Here is a 16,078-nt window from a genome sequence, read left to right as displayed (position 1 = left end):
CCGCTCAGGGCGGACCTAGAAGACCGGCAGCAGGACGCCGTGCTCCGACTCCGGCCGCGGGCCGAAGATGCGGCGGTCGGCTTCGGCGATCGGGACGTCGTTGATGCTCGCTTCGCGGCGGCGCATCAGGCCTTCGTCGCTGAACTCCCAGAGCTCGTTGCCGTAGCTGCGGAACCACTGCCCCTCGGCGGTCCGGGACTCGTATTGGAACCGGACGCCGATGCGGTTGCCGCGGAAGCCCCACAGCTCCTTGCGCAGGGCGTAGTCCAGCTCGCGTGCCCATTTCGCGGTCAGGAACTCGACGATCCGGGCGCGCCCGACGACGTATTGGTCGCGATTGCGCCAGACCGAATCCTCGGTGTACGCGAGCGAGACGCGCTCCGGGTCGCGGGTGTTCCACGCGTCTTCGGCGGCCTGGACCTTCTGGCGGGCGGTGTCCTCGTCGAACGGCGGGAACGGCGGGCGCGGGGTCATGGGAGCTCCTTCCGGACACGGAGAACGTGCGTTCTCCACTGCTCCCGCTAGACTAGAGAACGATCATTCTCAGCGCCAGGGGCAGGTGACATGGATTCCACGGAGGCGACCGACCGGCTGCTGGAAGCCGCCGAGGACCTCTTCTACGCCCACGGCGTTCAGGCAGTCGGAATGGACGCGGTCCGCGAACGCTCCGGCGTCTCCCTCAAGCGGCTCTACCAGTGCTTCCCGGCGAAGAACGACCTGGTCGAGGCGTACCTGCTGCGCCGCGACGAACGCTGGCGCGGCTCGTTGCGCAATTTCGTCCACGCCCGCGGCGACGACCCCCTGGCCGTGTTCGCCTGGCTGAAGAACTGGTTCGCCGAGCCGGGCTTCCGCGGCTGCGCGTTCATCAACTCGTTCGGCGAGTTCGGCGAGCCGACCCCCGGGATCGCCGCCGCGATCCGCAAGCACAAGGACGAGGTCCGGGCCTACTTGCGCGATCTGGTGCCGGACCGGAGCGTCGCGGACCAGCTGTTCGCACTCATGGAGGGCGCGACCGTGCTCGCCGCGATCACCGGAGACCCGTGCGAGGCGGACACAGCGGGCGAGGCCGCGAAAGTCCTACTGGAAGCACACCTGTGAGTGACGACTCCTGCCGCGAACCGCCTGCGGCCTTCGTGACGCGGCGGATCTTCGTGCTGCGACGGACATGAACCGGTCCGGTGACGGGGAGCCGCCGTCACCGGACCGGTCCGGACCCACACCATCCCAACAGTGTGGAATCCGGCCTCCCCTCGTCAGGTAGGGGAGGCCGGGGCCCCTGCTACCGGGCGTCCGTGAGGTACCGCGCGTAGGCACCCGTGGTGAGGAAGCTCGGCAGCTTCTCCCCCAGCGCGGTTTCGGTGAAGATCTCGCGGGCGTCGTCGAGGCGGTTGCCCGCGCCGAGGTCGGCCCGCACCGAGGCGAGTTCGTCGTCCAGGAATTCGACCGCCAGCTCGCGGGTCAACGCCGTGCCGTCCTCGAGCTTCGTGCCATTGCGGATCCACTGCCACACCTGGCAGCGCGCGATCTCCGCGGTGGCCGCGTCCTCCATGAGGTTGTGGATCGCCGCCGCGCCGGTGCCGCGCAGCCACGCGTCGACGTACCGCAGCGCGACGTTGATGTTCGCGCGCACGCCCGCCTCGGTGACCTCGCCGCCGGCGCTGGCCACGTCCAGCAGGTCCTCGGCGGTGACGTGGACGTCTTCGCGCAGCTTGCCGAGCTGGTTGGGCCAGCCGCCGAGCACGCCGTCGAAGACCTCGCGGCAGACCGGGACCAGGCCGGGGTGCGCGACCCACGAGCCGTCGAAACCGTCGCCGGCCTCGCGTTCCTTGTCCGCGCGGACCTTCTCGATCGCCGTCGCGTTGATCTCGGGATCGCGACTCGGGATGAAGGCCGCCATACCGCCTATGGCGTGGGCCCGGCGCTTGTGGCAGGTGCTCACCAGCAGCTCGGTGTAGGCCCGCATGAACGGCACGGTCATGGTGACCTGCGCGCGGTCCGGCAGCACGAAGTCGGCGCCGTGCGCGGCGAAGTTCTTGATGAGGCTGAAGATGTAGTCCCAGCGGCCGGCGTTGAGGCCCGCCGCGTGCTCGCGCAGCTCGTAGAGGATTTCTTCCATCTCGAACGCGGCGGTGATCGTCTCGATCAGCACGGTCGCGCGGATCGTGCCGCGCGGGATGCCGAGTTCGCGCTGGGCCAGCAGGAAGACGTCGTTCCACAGGCGCGCTTCGAGGTGGTTTTCCAGCTTCGGCAGGTAGAAGTACGGGCCGACGCCGCGGGCGAGCAGCTGGCGCGCGTTGTGGAAGAAGTACAGGCCGAAGTCGACCAGGCTGGCCGACACGGGACGGCCGTCGATGCGGATGTGCTTCTCCACCAGGTGCCAGCCGCGGGGCCGCGCGACGATCGTCGCCGGGTCGTCGCCGATGGTGTAGCGCTTGCCGGCTTCGGTGGTGAAGTCGATGTTGCGGCGGATGGCGTCGAACAGGTTGAGCTGGCCGTCGATGACGTTGTGCCACGTCGGCGACGTCGCGTCCTCGAAGTCCGCCAGCCAGACCTTGGCGCCGGAGTTCAGCGCGTTGACCGTCATCTTGCGGTCGGTCGGGCCGGTGATCTCGACGCGGCGGTCCTCCAGACCCGGCGCGGTCGGGGCGACGTGCCACGACTCGTCGTCGCGGATCCGGCGGGTCTCGGGCAGGAAGCCGAGCGGCTTCTCGCCCGACTGCAGTTCCTCACGCCGCACGCGGCGGGCGTCGAGCAGCTCGCGCCGGCGACCGGCGAACGTGTTGTCCAGCTTGGCCAGGAAGTCGAGTGCCGCCGGGGTCAGGATTTCCGCGAACCGGCCCTCGACCGGGCCGGTGACCTCGATGCGGTAATTCAGCCGATCAACCATGGGGTGCCTCCGCGAGCTGTGGGCAGGGAAGGAAAGAAGGGGGAAGGTCGCGGCCTGACGACGGTGGGGGTTGCCGTCGTCAGGCCGCGGCCGGGATCAGTGGAACTGGGCTTCTTCGGTGGAGCCCTTGAGCGCGGTGGTCGAGCTCTCCGGGTTCAGCGCGGTGGCGACCTGGTCGAAGTAGCCGGTGCCGACCTCGCGCTGGTGCTTGGTCGCGGTGTAGCCGCGGCTCTCCGAAGCGAACTCGCGCTCCTGCAGGTCGACGTAGGCGGTCATGCCTTCGCGGGCGTAGCCGTGCGCCAGGTCGAACATCGAGTAGTTCAGCGCGTGGAAGCCGGCCAGCGTGATGAACTGGAACTTGTAGCCCATGTGGCCGAGCTCGCGCTGGAACTTCGCGATCGTCGCGTCGTCCAGGTGCTTCTTCCAGTTGAACGACGGCGAGCAGTTGTAGGCCAGCATCTGGTCCGGGAACTTCGCCTTGATGGCCTCGGCGTACTTGCGCGCCACCTCGAGGTCCGGCTCGGAGGTCTCCATCCAGAGCAGGTCGGCGTACTGGGCGTAGGCCAGGCCGCGCTCGATGCAGGGCTCGATGCCGTTGCGGACCTCGTAGAAGCCCTCGGCGGTACGGCCGCCGGTGAGGAACTGCTGGTCGCGCTCGTCGACGTCGCTGGTCAGCAGGGTCGCGGCCTGGGCGTCGGTGCGGGCGACGATCAGCGACGGCACGTTGAGCACGTCCGCGGCGAGGCGGGCGGCGTTCAGCGTGCGCTCGTGCTGCTTGGTCGGGATGAGGACCTTGCCGCCGAGGTGACCGCACTTCTTCTCGGACGCGAGCTGGTCCTCCCAGTGCACGCCCGCGGCGCCGGCCGCGATCATGCCCTTCATCAGCTCGAACGCGTTGAGCGGGCCACCGAAGCCGGCCTCGGCGTCGGCGACGATCGGGGCGTACCAGTCGATGTCGGTGTTGCCCTCGGCCCAGCTGATCTGGTCGGCGCGGCCCAGCGCGTTGTTGATCCGGCGGACCACGGCCGGCACCGAGTTGGCCGGGTACAGGCTCTGGTCGGGGTAGGTCTGGCTCGCCAGGTTGGCGTCGGCCGCGACCTGCCAGCCGGACAGGTAGATGGCCTGCAGGCCCGCGCGGACCTGCTGGACGGCCTGGTTGCCGGTGAGCGCGCCCAGTGCGTGGATGTAGTCCTCGGTGTGCAGCAGGTCCCAAAGCTTCTCCGCGCCGCGGCGGGCCAGGGTGTGCTCCTCGACGACGCTGCCACGCAGCTTGACGACGTCCTCAGCCGAGTAGGAGCGCTGCACGCCCGCCCAGCGGGGGTCGTTCGCCCACTGCGCGGCCAGCTCCGCGGCCGCCTGCTTGGCCTGTTCCGTCATCGGACTCTCCCGGTGTTGCGAAGTTTGCGATTGCTCGCCTTGCTTGGCCTGACCCTGACACGCCAGCGAAAACTCGGTCCAGTCGTCCAATTTGCCAATTTGTGCGAAGGGTACGTACGCTCTTTGCAAAGGTTGCGAATCGGCCGGTTCGCAAGTGATCGAAAATCCGCGTTCTTGACCGTTCACGTAACCGTTCAGGGCCGGAAACCTTCCGGAAAGGAGGCCTCGGATGGAGAAGACTTTCGCCGGCGCCCGGTTGCGGCACCTCCGCGAAAGCCGCTCGATGAGCCAGGCCGACCTCGCCCGTGTGCTGGAGATCTCACCCAGCTACCTCAACCAGATCGAGCACAACTCGCGCCCCCTGACCGTGCCGGTGCTGCTGCGGATCACGCAGGCGTTCGGCGTCGACACCGAGTTCTTCGCCAACAACGACACGTCCCGGCTGGTCGCCGACGTCAAGGAAGCCCTGCTCGACGAGGTCCTCGGCATCGACGTCACGACCAGCGAGCTCAACGACCTGGCCACGAACCTCCCGGCGATCGCCCAGGCGCTGGTCAAGCTGCACCGCAGCTACCGCAACGCCGTCGAGAGCACCGCCGCGCTGACCACGGAAAACGGCCTGGGCCTGCACGGCAGCGCGGCCGCGCCGCTGCCGCACGAGGAGGTCCGCGACTTCTTCTACGAGCGCGAGAACTATGTCGCGGAATTGGACGAACGCGCCGAGAAGATGGCCGCGGACATCCCGCTGCTGCGCGGGCAGGTGGTGGGCGCGCTGAAGGAACGGCTTTCCCAGCGCTACGGCGTCGAGGTGACCAGCGAGGGCATCGACGAAGCCGCCGGCCAGCAGCACCGCTACGAGCCGGTGACGCGGGTGCTGCGGCTGGCACCGAGCCTGCGGGTCGGGCAGCAGGCGTTCCGGATGGCTTCGCAGATCGCCCTGCTCGAGTACGACGACCTCATCACCGAGCTGGCCGATTCGTGGGCGTTCTCCGGTCCGGCGGCCCGTTCGCTCGCCCGCGTCGGCCTGGCGAACTACTTCGCCGGGGCGCTGATCCTGCCTTACGGGCCGTTCCTGGCCGCGGCCGAACGGTTCCGCTACGACATCGAGCGGCTCTGCGACCACTACGGCGTCGGCTTCGAGACGGTCTGCCACCGGCTGTCCACGCTGCAACGGCCCAAGCAGCGCGGGGTGCCGTTCTCGTTCGTGCGGGTGGACCGGGCCGGGAACATGTCGAAGCGGCAGTCGGCGGCCGGGTTCCACTTCTCCCGGGTCGGCGGGGCGTGCCCGCTGTGGAACATCTACGAGGCCTTCACCCAGCCGGGCAAGATCCTCACCCAGATCGCCACCCTGCCCGACGGCAAGAGTTACTTCTGGATCGCGCGCACGGTGTCGCGCAACATCGGCGGCTACGGCAGCCCGGGCAAGACGTTCACGGTCGGGCTGGGCTGCGAACTGCGCCACGCCGGGCGGCTGATCTATTCGACCGGTCTCGACCTGGACGAACCCGCCGCCGCGACGCCGATCGGGATGGGGTGCAAAGTCTGCGAACGCCCGGCGTGCTCGCAGCGCGCGTTCCCGACGATCGGCAAGCAGCTCACCGTGGACGAGAACACCAGCACCTTCGTCCCGTACCCGGCGGTGCCCAAGGGTTGAGCACCCGGTAACGAGCCACCGGGCAGCGGCGACGTCCCCGGCAGGGGGTCGCCATGGCCGAACGGGTCCGGACGGGCTGCACCAACTGCAAGCGCTGCACCAACTCGGCCGTCGCCGAATTCGGCCGCCGGCAGGGCAAGCTCTGGGCGAACGTCGCGACGGCGGGCGGGGTCGCGGTCGTGCAGGCCTTCACCCCGAACTGCCGGGCGTGCGGGCACAAGCTGAGCCTCCACGACCGCGGCGGCGAGAGCCGTGGCAACGCCTACCCAGCGCCGGTGACCGCCCAGCCGTCCGCGCGCCAGGGGCCGCCGCCCGGCTGGTACGCCCACCCGGGCGCCCCCGGCGTCCTGCGCTGGTGGGACGGGACCCGCTGGACCGAGCACACGCAGGCGCCGCCGCGCTGATCACCCGATCACGTGCGTGGTCCACTTCGCCTCGTCCGGGCCGAGCACGGTGATCCGGTTCAGGAGTTCCTTCGCGGTGATGCCGCTAATCTTCGGCTGGTCGAACGAAACGCAGGCCTTCAACCCGCTCTTCGTCACGCACTGCGGTTCGCCGAGGCCGTCGGTGGGGCCGCCGGGCGGCGAGACGTTGATGGTGACCAGTGCGCCGTCCGATGTGTACTGCAGCACCAGCCGCCACGGGACGCCGTCCTGGTCGGCGCGGCGCCGCAGGTAACCATCGCTGAGGTGGAACGTGCCCGGCAGGCCGGTGATGTGCAGCGGCAGGGGCACCGCCCGGGTGCCGAACCTGACATCACCGGCGACCCGCGTCAGCACCTGCTGCAGGTCCGGGACCGCGAGGTAGTACGCGTTCAGCCGGGCCCACCGGCCGTCCGGGGCCTGCCACTGCAGGTAGGCGCTCCCGTGGTTCAGCGGGTCGGCCGGGTCGGTGGTGAGCCAGTAGCCGTCGCGGTCGCCGACCCGGACCGGGATCCGGGTCGGCTGCCCGCCGAGGTTGTGCGGGAGGGGTGGGTCCTGGTCGTAAACCGACAACCAGATCATCGGCGCCAGCTCGCCCTGGCCGACAGCCAGCACGGTGTCACCGTGCTCGCCCACGGCGTACTCGATGCCCTTGATCTGCTCGGGCACCCAGCCGAAGCTCGCCTTCGCCACCATCGGGTTGTCGGTGGGCACCGGCGTGACGGACGTGGGCGAGGGTGCGGTGGCCACCGGCGTGGTCGCCGGCGGCGGGACCGGCCGGAACAGCGACACCGCCGTCACGCCGCCGGCCGTCACGACCGCGGCACAGCCGAGGACCAGCGCGGTGGTCCGCAGGCGACGACGGCGTCCGCCGACCCGGCGCGCGCGGTCGAGGTCGATCCGCGGCGGCGGAGCGGGCGTCTCGGCCAGTTCCTTCAGCTTGGTGGCCAGCTCGTGGTCGGTCATGCTCGTCCCTCCCGGATCGGTTCGCCCAGCAGCTCGCGCAGCGCGTTCACGGCCTTCGCGGTCTGGCTCTTGACGGTGCCTTCGGAGCAGCCCAGCGCCCGCGCGGTCTCCGCGACCGGAAGGTCGCAGAAGTAGCGCAGGACGACGGTGGCCCGCTGGCGGGCCGGCAGCCGTTCCAGGGCCGCCCGCAGGTCGAGGGCCAGTTCGACGTCCGCGCCGGGCGCGGGCGGGTCCTGGTCGTTTTCGCGCAAATCCACCCGCCGCCACCACGACGTGCGCTGTTCGGCGAGGAACGTGTTGACCAGCGTGCGGCGCACGTAGCCGTCGACGTTGTCGGCGCGGGCGGCCCGCGGCCAGTTCGCGTAGAGCCGGGTGACCGCCGACTGGACCAGGTCGTCGGCCCGGTGCCAGTCACCGCAGAGCAAGTACGCGACCTTGCGCAGCCATCCCGCCCGCGCGGTCACGTACTCGGTGAATCCGGCGTCCATCGGCGACCCCCATCTCGTTCGACACCCCTTTGATGCGCCCGGAGGCCCGGCCGGTTGCCCGGGACGCCCGAGTCGTAGATTCACCGGGGTGCACGACATCGACACGGTGACCGCGGCGACCATCGAAAAGGCCGCCGAGCGGCTGGCCGGGGTGGTGACCCGGACGCCCCTGGAGCCGAGCGCCCGGCTGTCGTCCCGGGTGAACGCGCAGGTCTGGGTGAAGCGCGAGGACCTGCAGACCGTCCGGTCGTACAAGATCCGCGGCGCGTACAACTTCATCGTCCAGCTCGACGAGGACGTCCGTGCGAGAGGCGTCGTCTGCGCCAGCGCCGGCAACCACGCCCAGGGCGTCGCGTACGCGTGCCGCCGGCTCGGCGCCACCGGCCGCGTGTACGTCCCCGGGACCACGCCGCGGCAGAAGCGAGAGCGCATCGCGACGCTCGGCGGCGCGCACATCGAGGTCATCGTTGTCGGAGAAACGTACGAAGACGCCTTCGCCGCGGCCAACGAGGACGCGCAGCGCACGGGCGCGACCCTGGTGCCCGCGTTCGACGACGTCCGCACGGTCGCCGGTCAGGGCACGGTCGCGCTCGAGGTCGTGGAGCAGCTCGGTTTTGTCCCCGACGTCGTGGTCGTGCCGGTGGGCGGCGGTGGGCTGCTCGCCGGGGTCGGCAGCTGGCTGCGCGAGCGGCACCCCGACGTCCGGATCGTCGGCGTCGAACCCGCGGGCGCGGCCTGCATGGCCGCGGCCCTCGAAGCCGGGCAGCCGGTGCGGCTGCCGGAGCTCGACTCGTTCGTCGACGGCGCCGCCGTCCGCGAGGCCGGCTCGGTCACCTACCCCCTGATCCGCGAGACCGGCGCCGAGCTGGCCGCGGTCGCCGAGGGCGCGGTGTGCACCGAGATGCTCGCGATGTACCAGTCGGACGGGATCATCGCCGAACCCGCGGGCGCACTCGCCGCGGCGTCGCTCGGCACAGTGGTCGAGGTCGAGCCCGGTCAGACCGTCGTCTGCCTGGTCTCCGGCGGCAACAACGACGTCAGCCGCTACAGCGAGATCCTCGAACGCTCGCTGATGCACGAGGGGCTGAAGCACTACTTCCTCGTCGGGTTCCCGCAGGAGCCGGGCGCGCTGCGGCGGTTCCTCGAGCAGGTCCTCGGGCCCGAAGACGACATCACTCGTTTCGAGTACGTCAAGCGGACCAACCGCGAGATGGGTCCGGCGCTGGTCGGCATCGAGATCGCCCGGGCGGCCGACCTGCCCGGGCTGCTGGCCCGGATGGACGCGAGCCCGCTGCAGGTGGAGCGGATCGAGCCGGGCAGCCCCCTGTTCCACTTCCTGCTCTGAGGACGTGGTCCACTAGGCGGATGGTGAAGGTCGACGGTGTCCGCAGTGTCGAGGCGTTGCGCGAAAAAGTCCACGAGGGTGCGGAGCCCGAGTACCTGCTGTTCTACGGGCACACGCCCTCGAAGTCCGGGCGGGTCACGGCGAGCTGCCTGAGCCAGTGGTGGGCCGACCCATTCGAGGCCGACGGCGTCGTCTACCCGACCGCCGAGCACTACATGATGGCGGGCAAGGCGCTGTTGTTCGGCGATGTCGAGAAGGCCGAGCTGATCCGGTCGACGCCCGACCCGAAGACGGCCAAGGTGCTCGGCCGCGAAGTCGCCGGGTTCGACGCCGCCACCTGGGAGCGGCACCGGTTCGACATCGTCGTCGACGGCAACCTGGCCAAATTCCGGCAACACCGCGACCTGCGCCGGTTCCTGCTGGGGACCAGGGACGCGGTGCTCGTCGAGGCGTCCAAGAAGGACCTCGTCTGGGGCACCGGCCTCGCGCGCGAGGAGAAGAACGCGACCAAGCCGGACTACTGGCGCGGGCTGAACCTGCTCGGCTTCGCGCTGATGGAGGTCCGCGACCAGCTGCGGGCCCGCGTCTGACTCACGGCGCCGGGATCGGCGCCCCCGGGCACGACGCCGAGGTCGTCGTGCCCGTGTCGAAGAAAGTGACCACGGCGTCGGCGCACGTCAGCGACGACAGCGAGCCGTGGATGTCGTCCTCGACGGTCATGAGCGCGCCCCCGATCCGCTGCTGCATCGCGAGCGCCCAGCCGATCGGGGTGATCGGCTCGTAGACGTGGCCGGCCAGCTGCAGCGGGCTTGTCCCTTTTTCGAACATCCACGGCCGGGCGGCCAGGGGCCAGCCGATGCAGAACTGTTCGTAGAAGCCGTAGCCACCGGCGACCGGGAAGCGTTTCATCCGGTCGAGGCGGTGCTGCCAGACGGTCTCGAAGTCGCGGGGGCTCGGTGACTCGTTGCAGAGCAGCGCCGTCTGCTGGAAGTGGTTGAACGCGTACGGCTCGCCGTCCCAGGCCAGGCCGCCGGTTGTCGTTTTTTCGACGACGGGCCGGCCGCCGTCGCGGATGGCGGCGAGCTGCTTCGCCGAGCGGGCCCAGTCACGCCGGGGGCCGGCGAGCAGGTCGTTGACGGTCGCGCCGTGCCGGTCCCGCAGGCCGAGCAGCGCTTTCGCGACGGCGGGCTCCGTGGTCCCGAATCGGTAAATGGCGTCGTACCTGGCGATCCACGCCGAGAAGTCGTGGAAGGTGTTCTCGCCCGCGGCCGCCTGGCCGTCGTCCATCGCAGTGACGTCCAGGTCCGGCGGCATGACGGAGTCGAGCAACATCCGGTCGACGTGGTCGTCGAAGAGCGACCGGTACTGCGCGCCGAGCGCGGTCCCCCACGAGACGCCGTAGTAGCCGATCTTGTCCTCGCCGAGTGCGACGCGGATGCGGTCCAGGTCGCGGGCGATCGTCGGCGTGGTCAGATTCCGGACGAAGGCCGGGTGAGCGTCGACGCACTGGCGCTTGACGGCAGCGGCGCGTTCTGCGGCTTCGCGGGCCTTCTCCTTGTCGACGGCGCCCGGGTCCGGCTCGGGGAACTCGACCGGGCAGGGCAGGTCGGCGCTGTAGCCGACGCCGCGCGGGTCGAACCCGACGAGGTCGTGGTGAACGCCGAGACCGCCGGCGCGGCTGTCGGCGATGCTGCGGGGCATGGTGAGGCCGGACTGGCCGGGACCGCCGGGGTTGAGGAGCACCGCGCCGGTCCGGGTCCCGGTCGCCCGGATCCGGCTGACGGCGATGTCGATTTTCTGACCACCGGGGTCGGCGTAGTCCACCGGGACCGGGACCAGCGTGCATTCGGTGCGGTGGTCGTCGGGGTCCCAGCCGTTCGCGACCTCGACGCAGAGCCGCCAGGAGAGCTGGTCCGCGGTGGCGACCGCGGGGACGGCGGGCAGCAGCGCCGCGGCGGCGAGCAACGGGACGGCGAACCGGATGATCGACATGAGCCCAGGCTTCCGGGGTCCGGGGTGGCGGAGATCGGCCGATCAGCCGAGGATGGCCGCCGAACGGCCGGGAACGCGCGTGGCCGATTTTCGAACACTCGGAAAACCGCAGGTCAGCCACGCGGACAGGCGTCGCCGCCCTCGACGCACTGGCACGGCCCGGCGGAAGTGGCGAGGCCGGCGCGAGGCAGCTCCCGAAGAACGAGGTCCACCCGCGGCGCCGCGTTGTCGCCGAAACGACCACGCGGCGCGAGAGGTCCTACTGCTCGCCGAGGGTCTTCTGCAGGGCCTTGTTCGCCTTCCGGGCCATGTCCGCGACGGCCTCGCGACGGGCGGCGTCGGCCGCGTAGTCGTCTTCGCGGTTACGGACCACGCGGGCCGGCGCGCCGACCGCGATCGAGTAGTCCGGAATGTCACCACGGACGACCGCGTGCGCGCCGAGCACGCTGCCGCGGCCGATGCGGGTGCCCTTCAGGACGCTGACCTTGGTGCCGAGCCAGGTGTCCGGGCCGATCCGGACCGGGGACTTCACGATGCCCTGGTCCTTGATCGGCACGTGGATGTCCGAAATGACGTGATCGAAATCACAGATGTACACCCAGTCGGCGACCAGCGTGGCCGCGCCGAGCTCGATGTCGAGGTAGCAGTTGATCACGTTCTGGCGGCCGAACACCGACTTGTCGCCGATCCGCAGCGAGCCCTCGTGGCAGCGGATGGCGTTGCCGTCGCCGATGTGGACCCAGCGGCCGATCTCCAGGCGCCCGTAGCCCGGGCGGCAGTGGATCTCGACGTCCTTCCCGAGGAAGAGCATCCCCCGCAGGATGATGTGCGGGTTGGCGAGCCGGAACTTGAGCAGCCGGTAGTACCGGACCAGGTACCACGGCGTGTAGGCGCGGTTGCGCAGCACCCAGCGCAGCGAGTCGGCGGTCAGGAACTTCGCCTGCCGCGGGTCCTGCCGGGCACGGCGCCAGGCCCGCACCCGCGACAGCGCGGGCGCACCCCACATCGACGTCATGCCCGTGACCGTAACCTGTGTGCGGGACGGGTTCGCAGGCAAGGGGAGCTGGATGGGCACGAAGCTGATCATCGACACCGACCCCGGCGTCGACGACGCGCTGGCGATCGCGCTGGCGGCGCTGTCCCCGGACGTCGACCTCCTCGGTGTGACGTCGGTTTTCGGCAACGTCCCCCTCGACCGCACGACGTCGAACGCGCGCCGGCTGCTGGCGCTGTTCGGCCGCGACGACGTGCCCGTCGCCGCCGGGGCGGCACGGCCGCTCGTCCACTCCAAGCCGCGTGACGCGAAAGAGGTCCACGGCGGCGACGGCCTGTCGGGCCACTCCTACACGCTGCCCGAGGCGAGCCGTCCGCTGGAGGAGCGCGACGCCGTCCGGCTGATGCTCGACCTGCTCGAAGCCGCCGACGGGCCGGTGACCATCGCCCCGATCGGGCCGCTGACGAACATCGCCGCGCTGCTCGCGGCCCACCCGGGCGCGGCGGCGAAGATCGCGCGGCTGGTGATCATGGGTGGTGGCGTGACGTTCGGCAACAGCACGACCGCGGCCGAGTTCAACATCTGGAGCGACCCGGAGGCGGCCCGGCGGGTGCTGGTCGAGGAGGACGTCCCGGTCGTGCTGGTCCCGTTGGACCTCACGCACCGCTGCGCCGTCGACGGCGAATGGCTGGCGAAGCTCGCGTCGTCGGGGTCCGTCGGCGCCACCCTCGAAGGGCTGACGTCGACCTACCGGCAGCACTACACGCGCGTGTTCGGCGAGGACCGGATGGTCATGCACGACGCGGTCGCGGTCGCCGAGGCGATTTCGCCGGGCATCCTGCACACCGAGACCTACCGGGTCGACGTCGACTGCGGCCTCGGGCCGGCACGCGGCCAGACCCTGGTCGATCGGCGACGGCTCGGCGAAGACGATCCGCAGTTCTCCCCCGGCCGCCCGATCGAGGTCGCGATGGACACCGACCTCGACGGCCTGCGCGGGTTCGTCCTCGACCGGCTCACGGGAGCGGCCCGGTGAGCGACGAGGAGCCCGAGGTCGTCCCGGCCGGCACCGAGACCGAGGAAGACGCGCCCCGGCCTCGCCGGCGGAAGCCCGTGGTCGTGATCGCGGCGGTGGTCGTCGTCGCGGGCGCCCTGGTGGCCGGCATCCTGCTCGCGCCCCAGCAGCAGGAGACCACGAACGCCGCCGCGACGGCGTCGACGACGTCCGCCAAGCCGACGACGTCCAAGCCGCCGGCGACCACGCCACCGCAGACCTCGACGCCGCCGAAGGTGCCCGAAGCGAGCGAGTTCGATGCCTGGGCGTCCAAGACCAGCCAGTGGCTCGACGTCCCGCTGCGCGCGATGGTCGGCTACGCGAAGGCGACGACGAAGCTGAGCAAAGACCTCCCCGGGTGTCACCTTTCCTGGGTCACGCTGGCCGCGGTCGGAAAAGTGACCACGGATCACGGCCGGGTCCAAGGTGGGCAGTTCGGCACAACCGGGGTCCTGGACAAGCCGCTGGGCACGATCGAGGTGCGCGACTTCTACAACAAGGTCGTCTCGACGGCGAACGCCGCCGGGCCGATGCAGCTCGCCCCGGCGGTCTGGGGCAAGTACCAGGCGAGCGCGTCCGGCGGGAAACCCGATGTCCAAAATATCGACGACGCGGCGCTGACCACGGGCCGCGCGCTGTGCGCCGACGGCCACGACCTGTCCCAGGGCCAGACGTGGTGGAACTCGGTCAGCACGCTGCAGGCGGCGCCGCTGTTCCTGCACCGGACACTGGCCACGGTCAACGTCTACGGCACGGTCGGCCAGGGCACGACGCCGCCGAACCCGGCGGTGCTGAGCGCGGTCAACTTCGCGATCGACAAGATCGGCCTCCCGTACATCTGGGGCGGCAACGGCACCGGCGGCAGCGACCCCGGCTTCGACTGCTCGGGCCTGACGACCGCGGCGTACGGGAGCGCGGGCATCAAGCTGATGCGCACGGCCGACACGCAGTTCCGCAGCGTGCCGCACGTGACCGACCCGCAGCTGGGCGACCTCATCTTCTACGGCGAGCCGGCGACGAAGATCCACCACGTCGGTCTCTACATCGGCAACCAGCAGATGATCGACGCGCCGCAGACCGGCCAGGCGGTCCAGGTCCACTCCTACCGCCGGGACGGCGACGACTACGCGGGGGCGGGCCGGCCGACGGCCTGACCAGGGCGTGGTCGCGCAGGCGACAAAAGGATTGGACGGGGTGACGGCCGGGCTTGTAGCTTGCCGGGGACCGTGACACCGCCCGAGGAGGTGAGACCCATGAACGCTGGATCGATGTGGGTGCTCCCCCTCCAGTCACGGCCGGGCGATTGACGTAGGTGTCGCCGGGAGCGCCGGACCGAGGCACTCCCGAAAGGCACCACCATGGACTCTTCGCCCCCTCCGTTCGACGTGATCATCGCCGGCTGCGGGCCGACCGGCGCGACGCTGGCCGCCGAACTGCGGCTGCACGACGTGCGCGTCCTCGTCCTGGAACAAGACACCGAACCCGCGTCGTTCGTCCGCATCGTCGGGCTGCACGTCCGCAGTCTCGAACTGATGGCCATGCGCGGCCTGCTGGACCGCCTCCTCGAACACGGGCGGCAGCGGCCGGCCGGCGGGTTCTTCGCCGCCATCCCGAAGCCCGCGCCGCAGGACCTCGACTCGGCGCACGCCTATCTGCTGGGCATCCCGCAGCCGGTGATCGTTCGGATCCTCGAAGAACACGCGATCGACCTCGGCGCCGAGGTCCGGCACGGCGCGGCCGTGGTCGATTTCCGGCAAGACGACGACGGCGTGACCGTCGAGCTCGCCGACGGCGAACGGCTCCGGGCGCGCTACCTCGTCGGCTGTGACGGCGGGCGCAGCACGGTGCGCAAGCTGAGCGGCATCGGCTTCCCCGGCGAGCCTTCGCGGACCGAGACGCTGATGGGCGAAATGGCGGTGAGCGCGCCGCCGGCGGAGATCGCCGCCAAGGTGGCCGAGGTCGGCGAGATCCACAAGCGGTTCTGGCTCCGGCCCTTCGGCGAAGGCGTCTACAGCGTCGTCGTCCCCGCCGCGGGCGTGGCCGATCGGGCGGCCAAACCCACCCTGGACGATTTCCGGCAACAGCTCCGGGCCGTCGCCGGCACCGACTTCGGCGTGCACTCCCCGCGCTGGTTGTCGCGATTCGGCGACGCCACCCGGCTCGCCGAGCGGTACCGGGCCGGGCGGGTGCTGCTGGCCGGCGACGCCGCGCACATCCACCCGCCCACCGGCGGGCAGGGCCTGAACCTCGGCATCCAGGACGCTTTCAACCTCGGCTGGAAACTGGCCGCGCGGGTCCGCGGCTGGGCGCCGGAGCCGCTGCTGGACACCTACCAGACCGAACGGCAGCCGGTCGCCGAGGCGGTCCTCGACAACACGCGGGCCCAGATGGAACTGACCTCCCCCGGAGCGGGGCCGCAGGCCGTGCGCCGGCTGCTCGCCGAGCTGATGGACTTCGACGTGGTCAACCGCCACCTGATCGGGAAGATCGCCGCGATCGACATCCGCTACGACTTCGGCGAGGGCCCCGACCTGCTCGGCCGGCGGCTGCGCGACATCGACGTCAAGCAGGGCCGCCTCTACGACCGGCTGCGCGGCGGCCGCGGGCTGTTGCTGGACCGCACCGAACGTCTCACCGCCGGCGGCTGGGCGGACCGGGTCGACCACCTCGCGGACCCCACCGCGGCCCTCGACGTTCCGGGCGTCCTGCTGCGTCCCGACGGTCACATCGCCTGGATCGGCGACGACCAACGGGACCTCGACGACCACCTCGCCCGCTGGTTCGGCTCACCGCTGCGGTGAGGCCTCGTGGACGGCGTCGAGACGGGCCGGATCGGCCGGTGTGAGCCGACGGCGACGTTGTCCTCAAAACGACCAAGGGTGCCGACAGTGGGATGACC

General features: G+C 70.7%; 15 protein-coding genes. 8 read left to right on the top strand and 7 right to left on the bottom strand.

The annotated features are described in order from the left end of the window. Positions 1-15 precede the first annotated feature (15 nt). Entirely contained in the window at positions 16-474 is a 459-nt protein-coding gene (locus ACWDN5_RS04245; protein ID WP_310974717.1) for a nuclear transport factor 2 family protein, read from the bottom strand. Between the two features lie 90 nt (positions 475-564). Here ACWDN5_RS04245 and ACWDN5_RS04240 point away from each other — a divergent pair, with 90 nt between their 5' ends. Further along, entirely contained in the window at positions 565-1,098 is a 534-nt protein-coding gene (locus ACWDN5_RS04240; RefSeq protein ID WP_449674371.1) for a TetR/AcrR family transcriptional regulator, read from the top strand. Positions 1,099-1,279: 181 nt separating this feature from the next. On the opposite strand, the gene aceB is transcribed toward ACWDN5_RS04240, so the two are convergent. Both aceB and aceA read right to left on the bottom strand, forming a co-directional pair. Then, positions 1,280-2,887 (bottom strand): malate synthase A, encoded by a 1,608-nt coding sequence (gene aceB, locus ACWDN5_RS04235; protein ID WP_449674369.1) that lies wholly within the window; start codon positions 2,885-2,887, stop codon positions 1,280-1,282. Between the two features lie 96 nt (positions 2,888-2,983). Further along, positions 2,984-4,264, bottom strand: a complete 1,281-nt coding sequence (gene aceA, locus ACWDN5_RS04230; protein WP_310974720.1) for an isocitrate lyase — start codon at positions 4,262-4,264, stop codon at positions 2,984-2,986. A 229-nt stretch (positions 4,265-4,493) separates the two neighbouring features. Here aceA and ACWDN5_RS04225 point away from each other — a divergent pair, with 229 nt between their 5' ends. Both ACWDN5_RS04225 and ACWDN5_RS04220 read left to right on the top strand, forming a co-directional pair. Beyond that, positions 4,494-5,918: a short-chain fatty acyl-CoA regulator family protein gene (locus ACWDN5_RS04225; protein WP_449674367.1), complete on the top strand. Its 1,425-nt coding sequence runs from the start codon at positions 4,494-4,496 to the stop codon at positions 5,916-5,918. Between the two features lie 53 nt (positions 5,919-5,971). Next, entirely contained in the window at positions 5,972-6,322 is a 351-nt protein-coding gene (locus ACWDN5_RS04220; protein ID WP_449674365.1) for a DUF2510 domain-containing protein, read from the top strand. On the opposite strand, the gene ACWDN5_RS04215 is transcribed toward ACWDN5_RS04220, so the two are convergent. Both ACWDN5_RS04215 and ACWDN5_RS04210 read right to left on the bottom strand, forming a co-directional pair. Then, on the bottom strand, positions 6,323-7,306 hold the full coding sequence (locus ACWDN5_RS04215) for a hypothetical protein (protein WP_449674363.1): 984 nt from the start codon (positions 7,304-7,306) through the stop codon (positions 6,323-6,325). It lies immediately after the preceding gene. Continuing rightward, on the bottom strand, positions 7,303-7,794 hold the full coding sequence (locus tag ACWDN5_RS04210) for a SigE family RNA polymerase sigma factor (RefSeq protein ID WP_449674361.1): 492 nt from the start codon (positions 7,792-7,794) through the stop codon (positions 7,303-7,305). Before ACWDN5_RS04210 ends, ACWDN5_RS04215 begins: the two co-directional genes overlap by 4 nt. Before the next feature lie 88 nt (positions 7,795-7,882). Between ACWDN5_RS04210 and ilvA the strand changes: the two genes are divergently transcribed. After that, positions 7,883-9,139: a threonine ammonia-lyase IlvA gene (gene ilvA, locus ACWDN5_RS04205; RefSeq protein ID WP_449674359.1), complete on the top strand. Its 1,257-nt coding sequence runs from the start codon at positions 7,883-7,885 to the stop codon at positions 9,137-9,139. A 20-nt stretch (positions 9,140-9,159) separates the two neighbouring features. Further along, complete coding sequence (locus tag ACWDN5_RS04200) at positions 9,160-9,729, top strand: NADAR family protein (protein ID WP_449674357.1); 570 nt, start codon at positions 9,160-9,162, stop codon at positions 9,727-9,729. 1 nt (position 9,730) lies between these two features. Here ACWDN5_RS04200 and ACWDN5_RS04195 read toward each other — a convergent pair whose 3' ends face one another. Further along, complete coding sequence (locus tag ACWDN5_RS04195; RefSeq protein WP_449674355.1) at positions 9,731-11,131, bottom strand: alpha/beta fold hydrolase; 1,401 nt, start codon at positions 11,129-11,131, stop codon at positions 9,731-9,733. A 259-nt stretch (positions 11,132-11,390) separates the two neighbouring features. Further along, on the bottom strand, positions 11,391-12,146 hold the full coding sequence (locus tag ACWDN5_RS04190) for an acyltransferase (RefSeq protein WP_003058890.1): 756 nt from the start codon (positions 12,144-12,146) through the stop codon (positions 11,391-11,393). A 52-nt stretch (positions 12,147-12,198) separates the two neighbouring features. On the opposite strand from ACWDN5_RS04190, the gene ACWDN5_RS04185 reads away from it, so the two are divergent. The 3 genes from ACWDN5_RS04185 (at position 12,199) to rox (ending at position 15,980) form a co-directional block, all read left to right on the top strand. After that, on the top strand, positions 12,199-13,161 hold the full coding sequence (locus ACWDN5_RS04185; protein WP_310974728.1) for a nucleoside hydrolase: 963 nt from the start codon (positions 12,199-12,201) through the stop codon (positions 13,159-13,161). A gap of 77 nt (positions 13,162-13,238) precedes the next feature. After that, complete coding sequence (locus ACWDN5_RS04180; protein WP_449674467.1) at positions 13,239-14,333, top strand: C40 family peptidase; 1,095 nt, start codon at positions 13,239-13,241, stop codon at positions 14,331-14,333. A 204-nt stretch (positions 14,334-14,537) separates the two neighbouring features. After that, complete coding sequence (gene rox / locus ACWDN5_RS04175) at positions 14,538-15,980, top strand: rifampin monooxygenase (protein WP_449674353.1); 1,443 nt, start codon at positions 14,538-14,540, stop codon at positions 15,978-15,980. The last annotated feature ends 98 nt before the right edge of the window (positions 15,981-16,078 follow it).

It is taken from the genome of Amycolatopsis sp. NPDC003731 (assembly GCF_053586895.1).
This window is presented reverse-complemented; position numbering and strand designations above follow the sequence as displayed.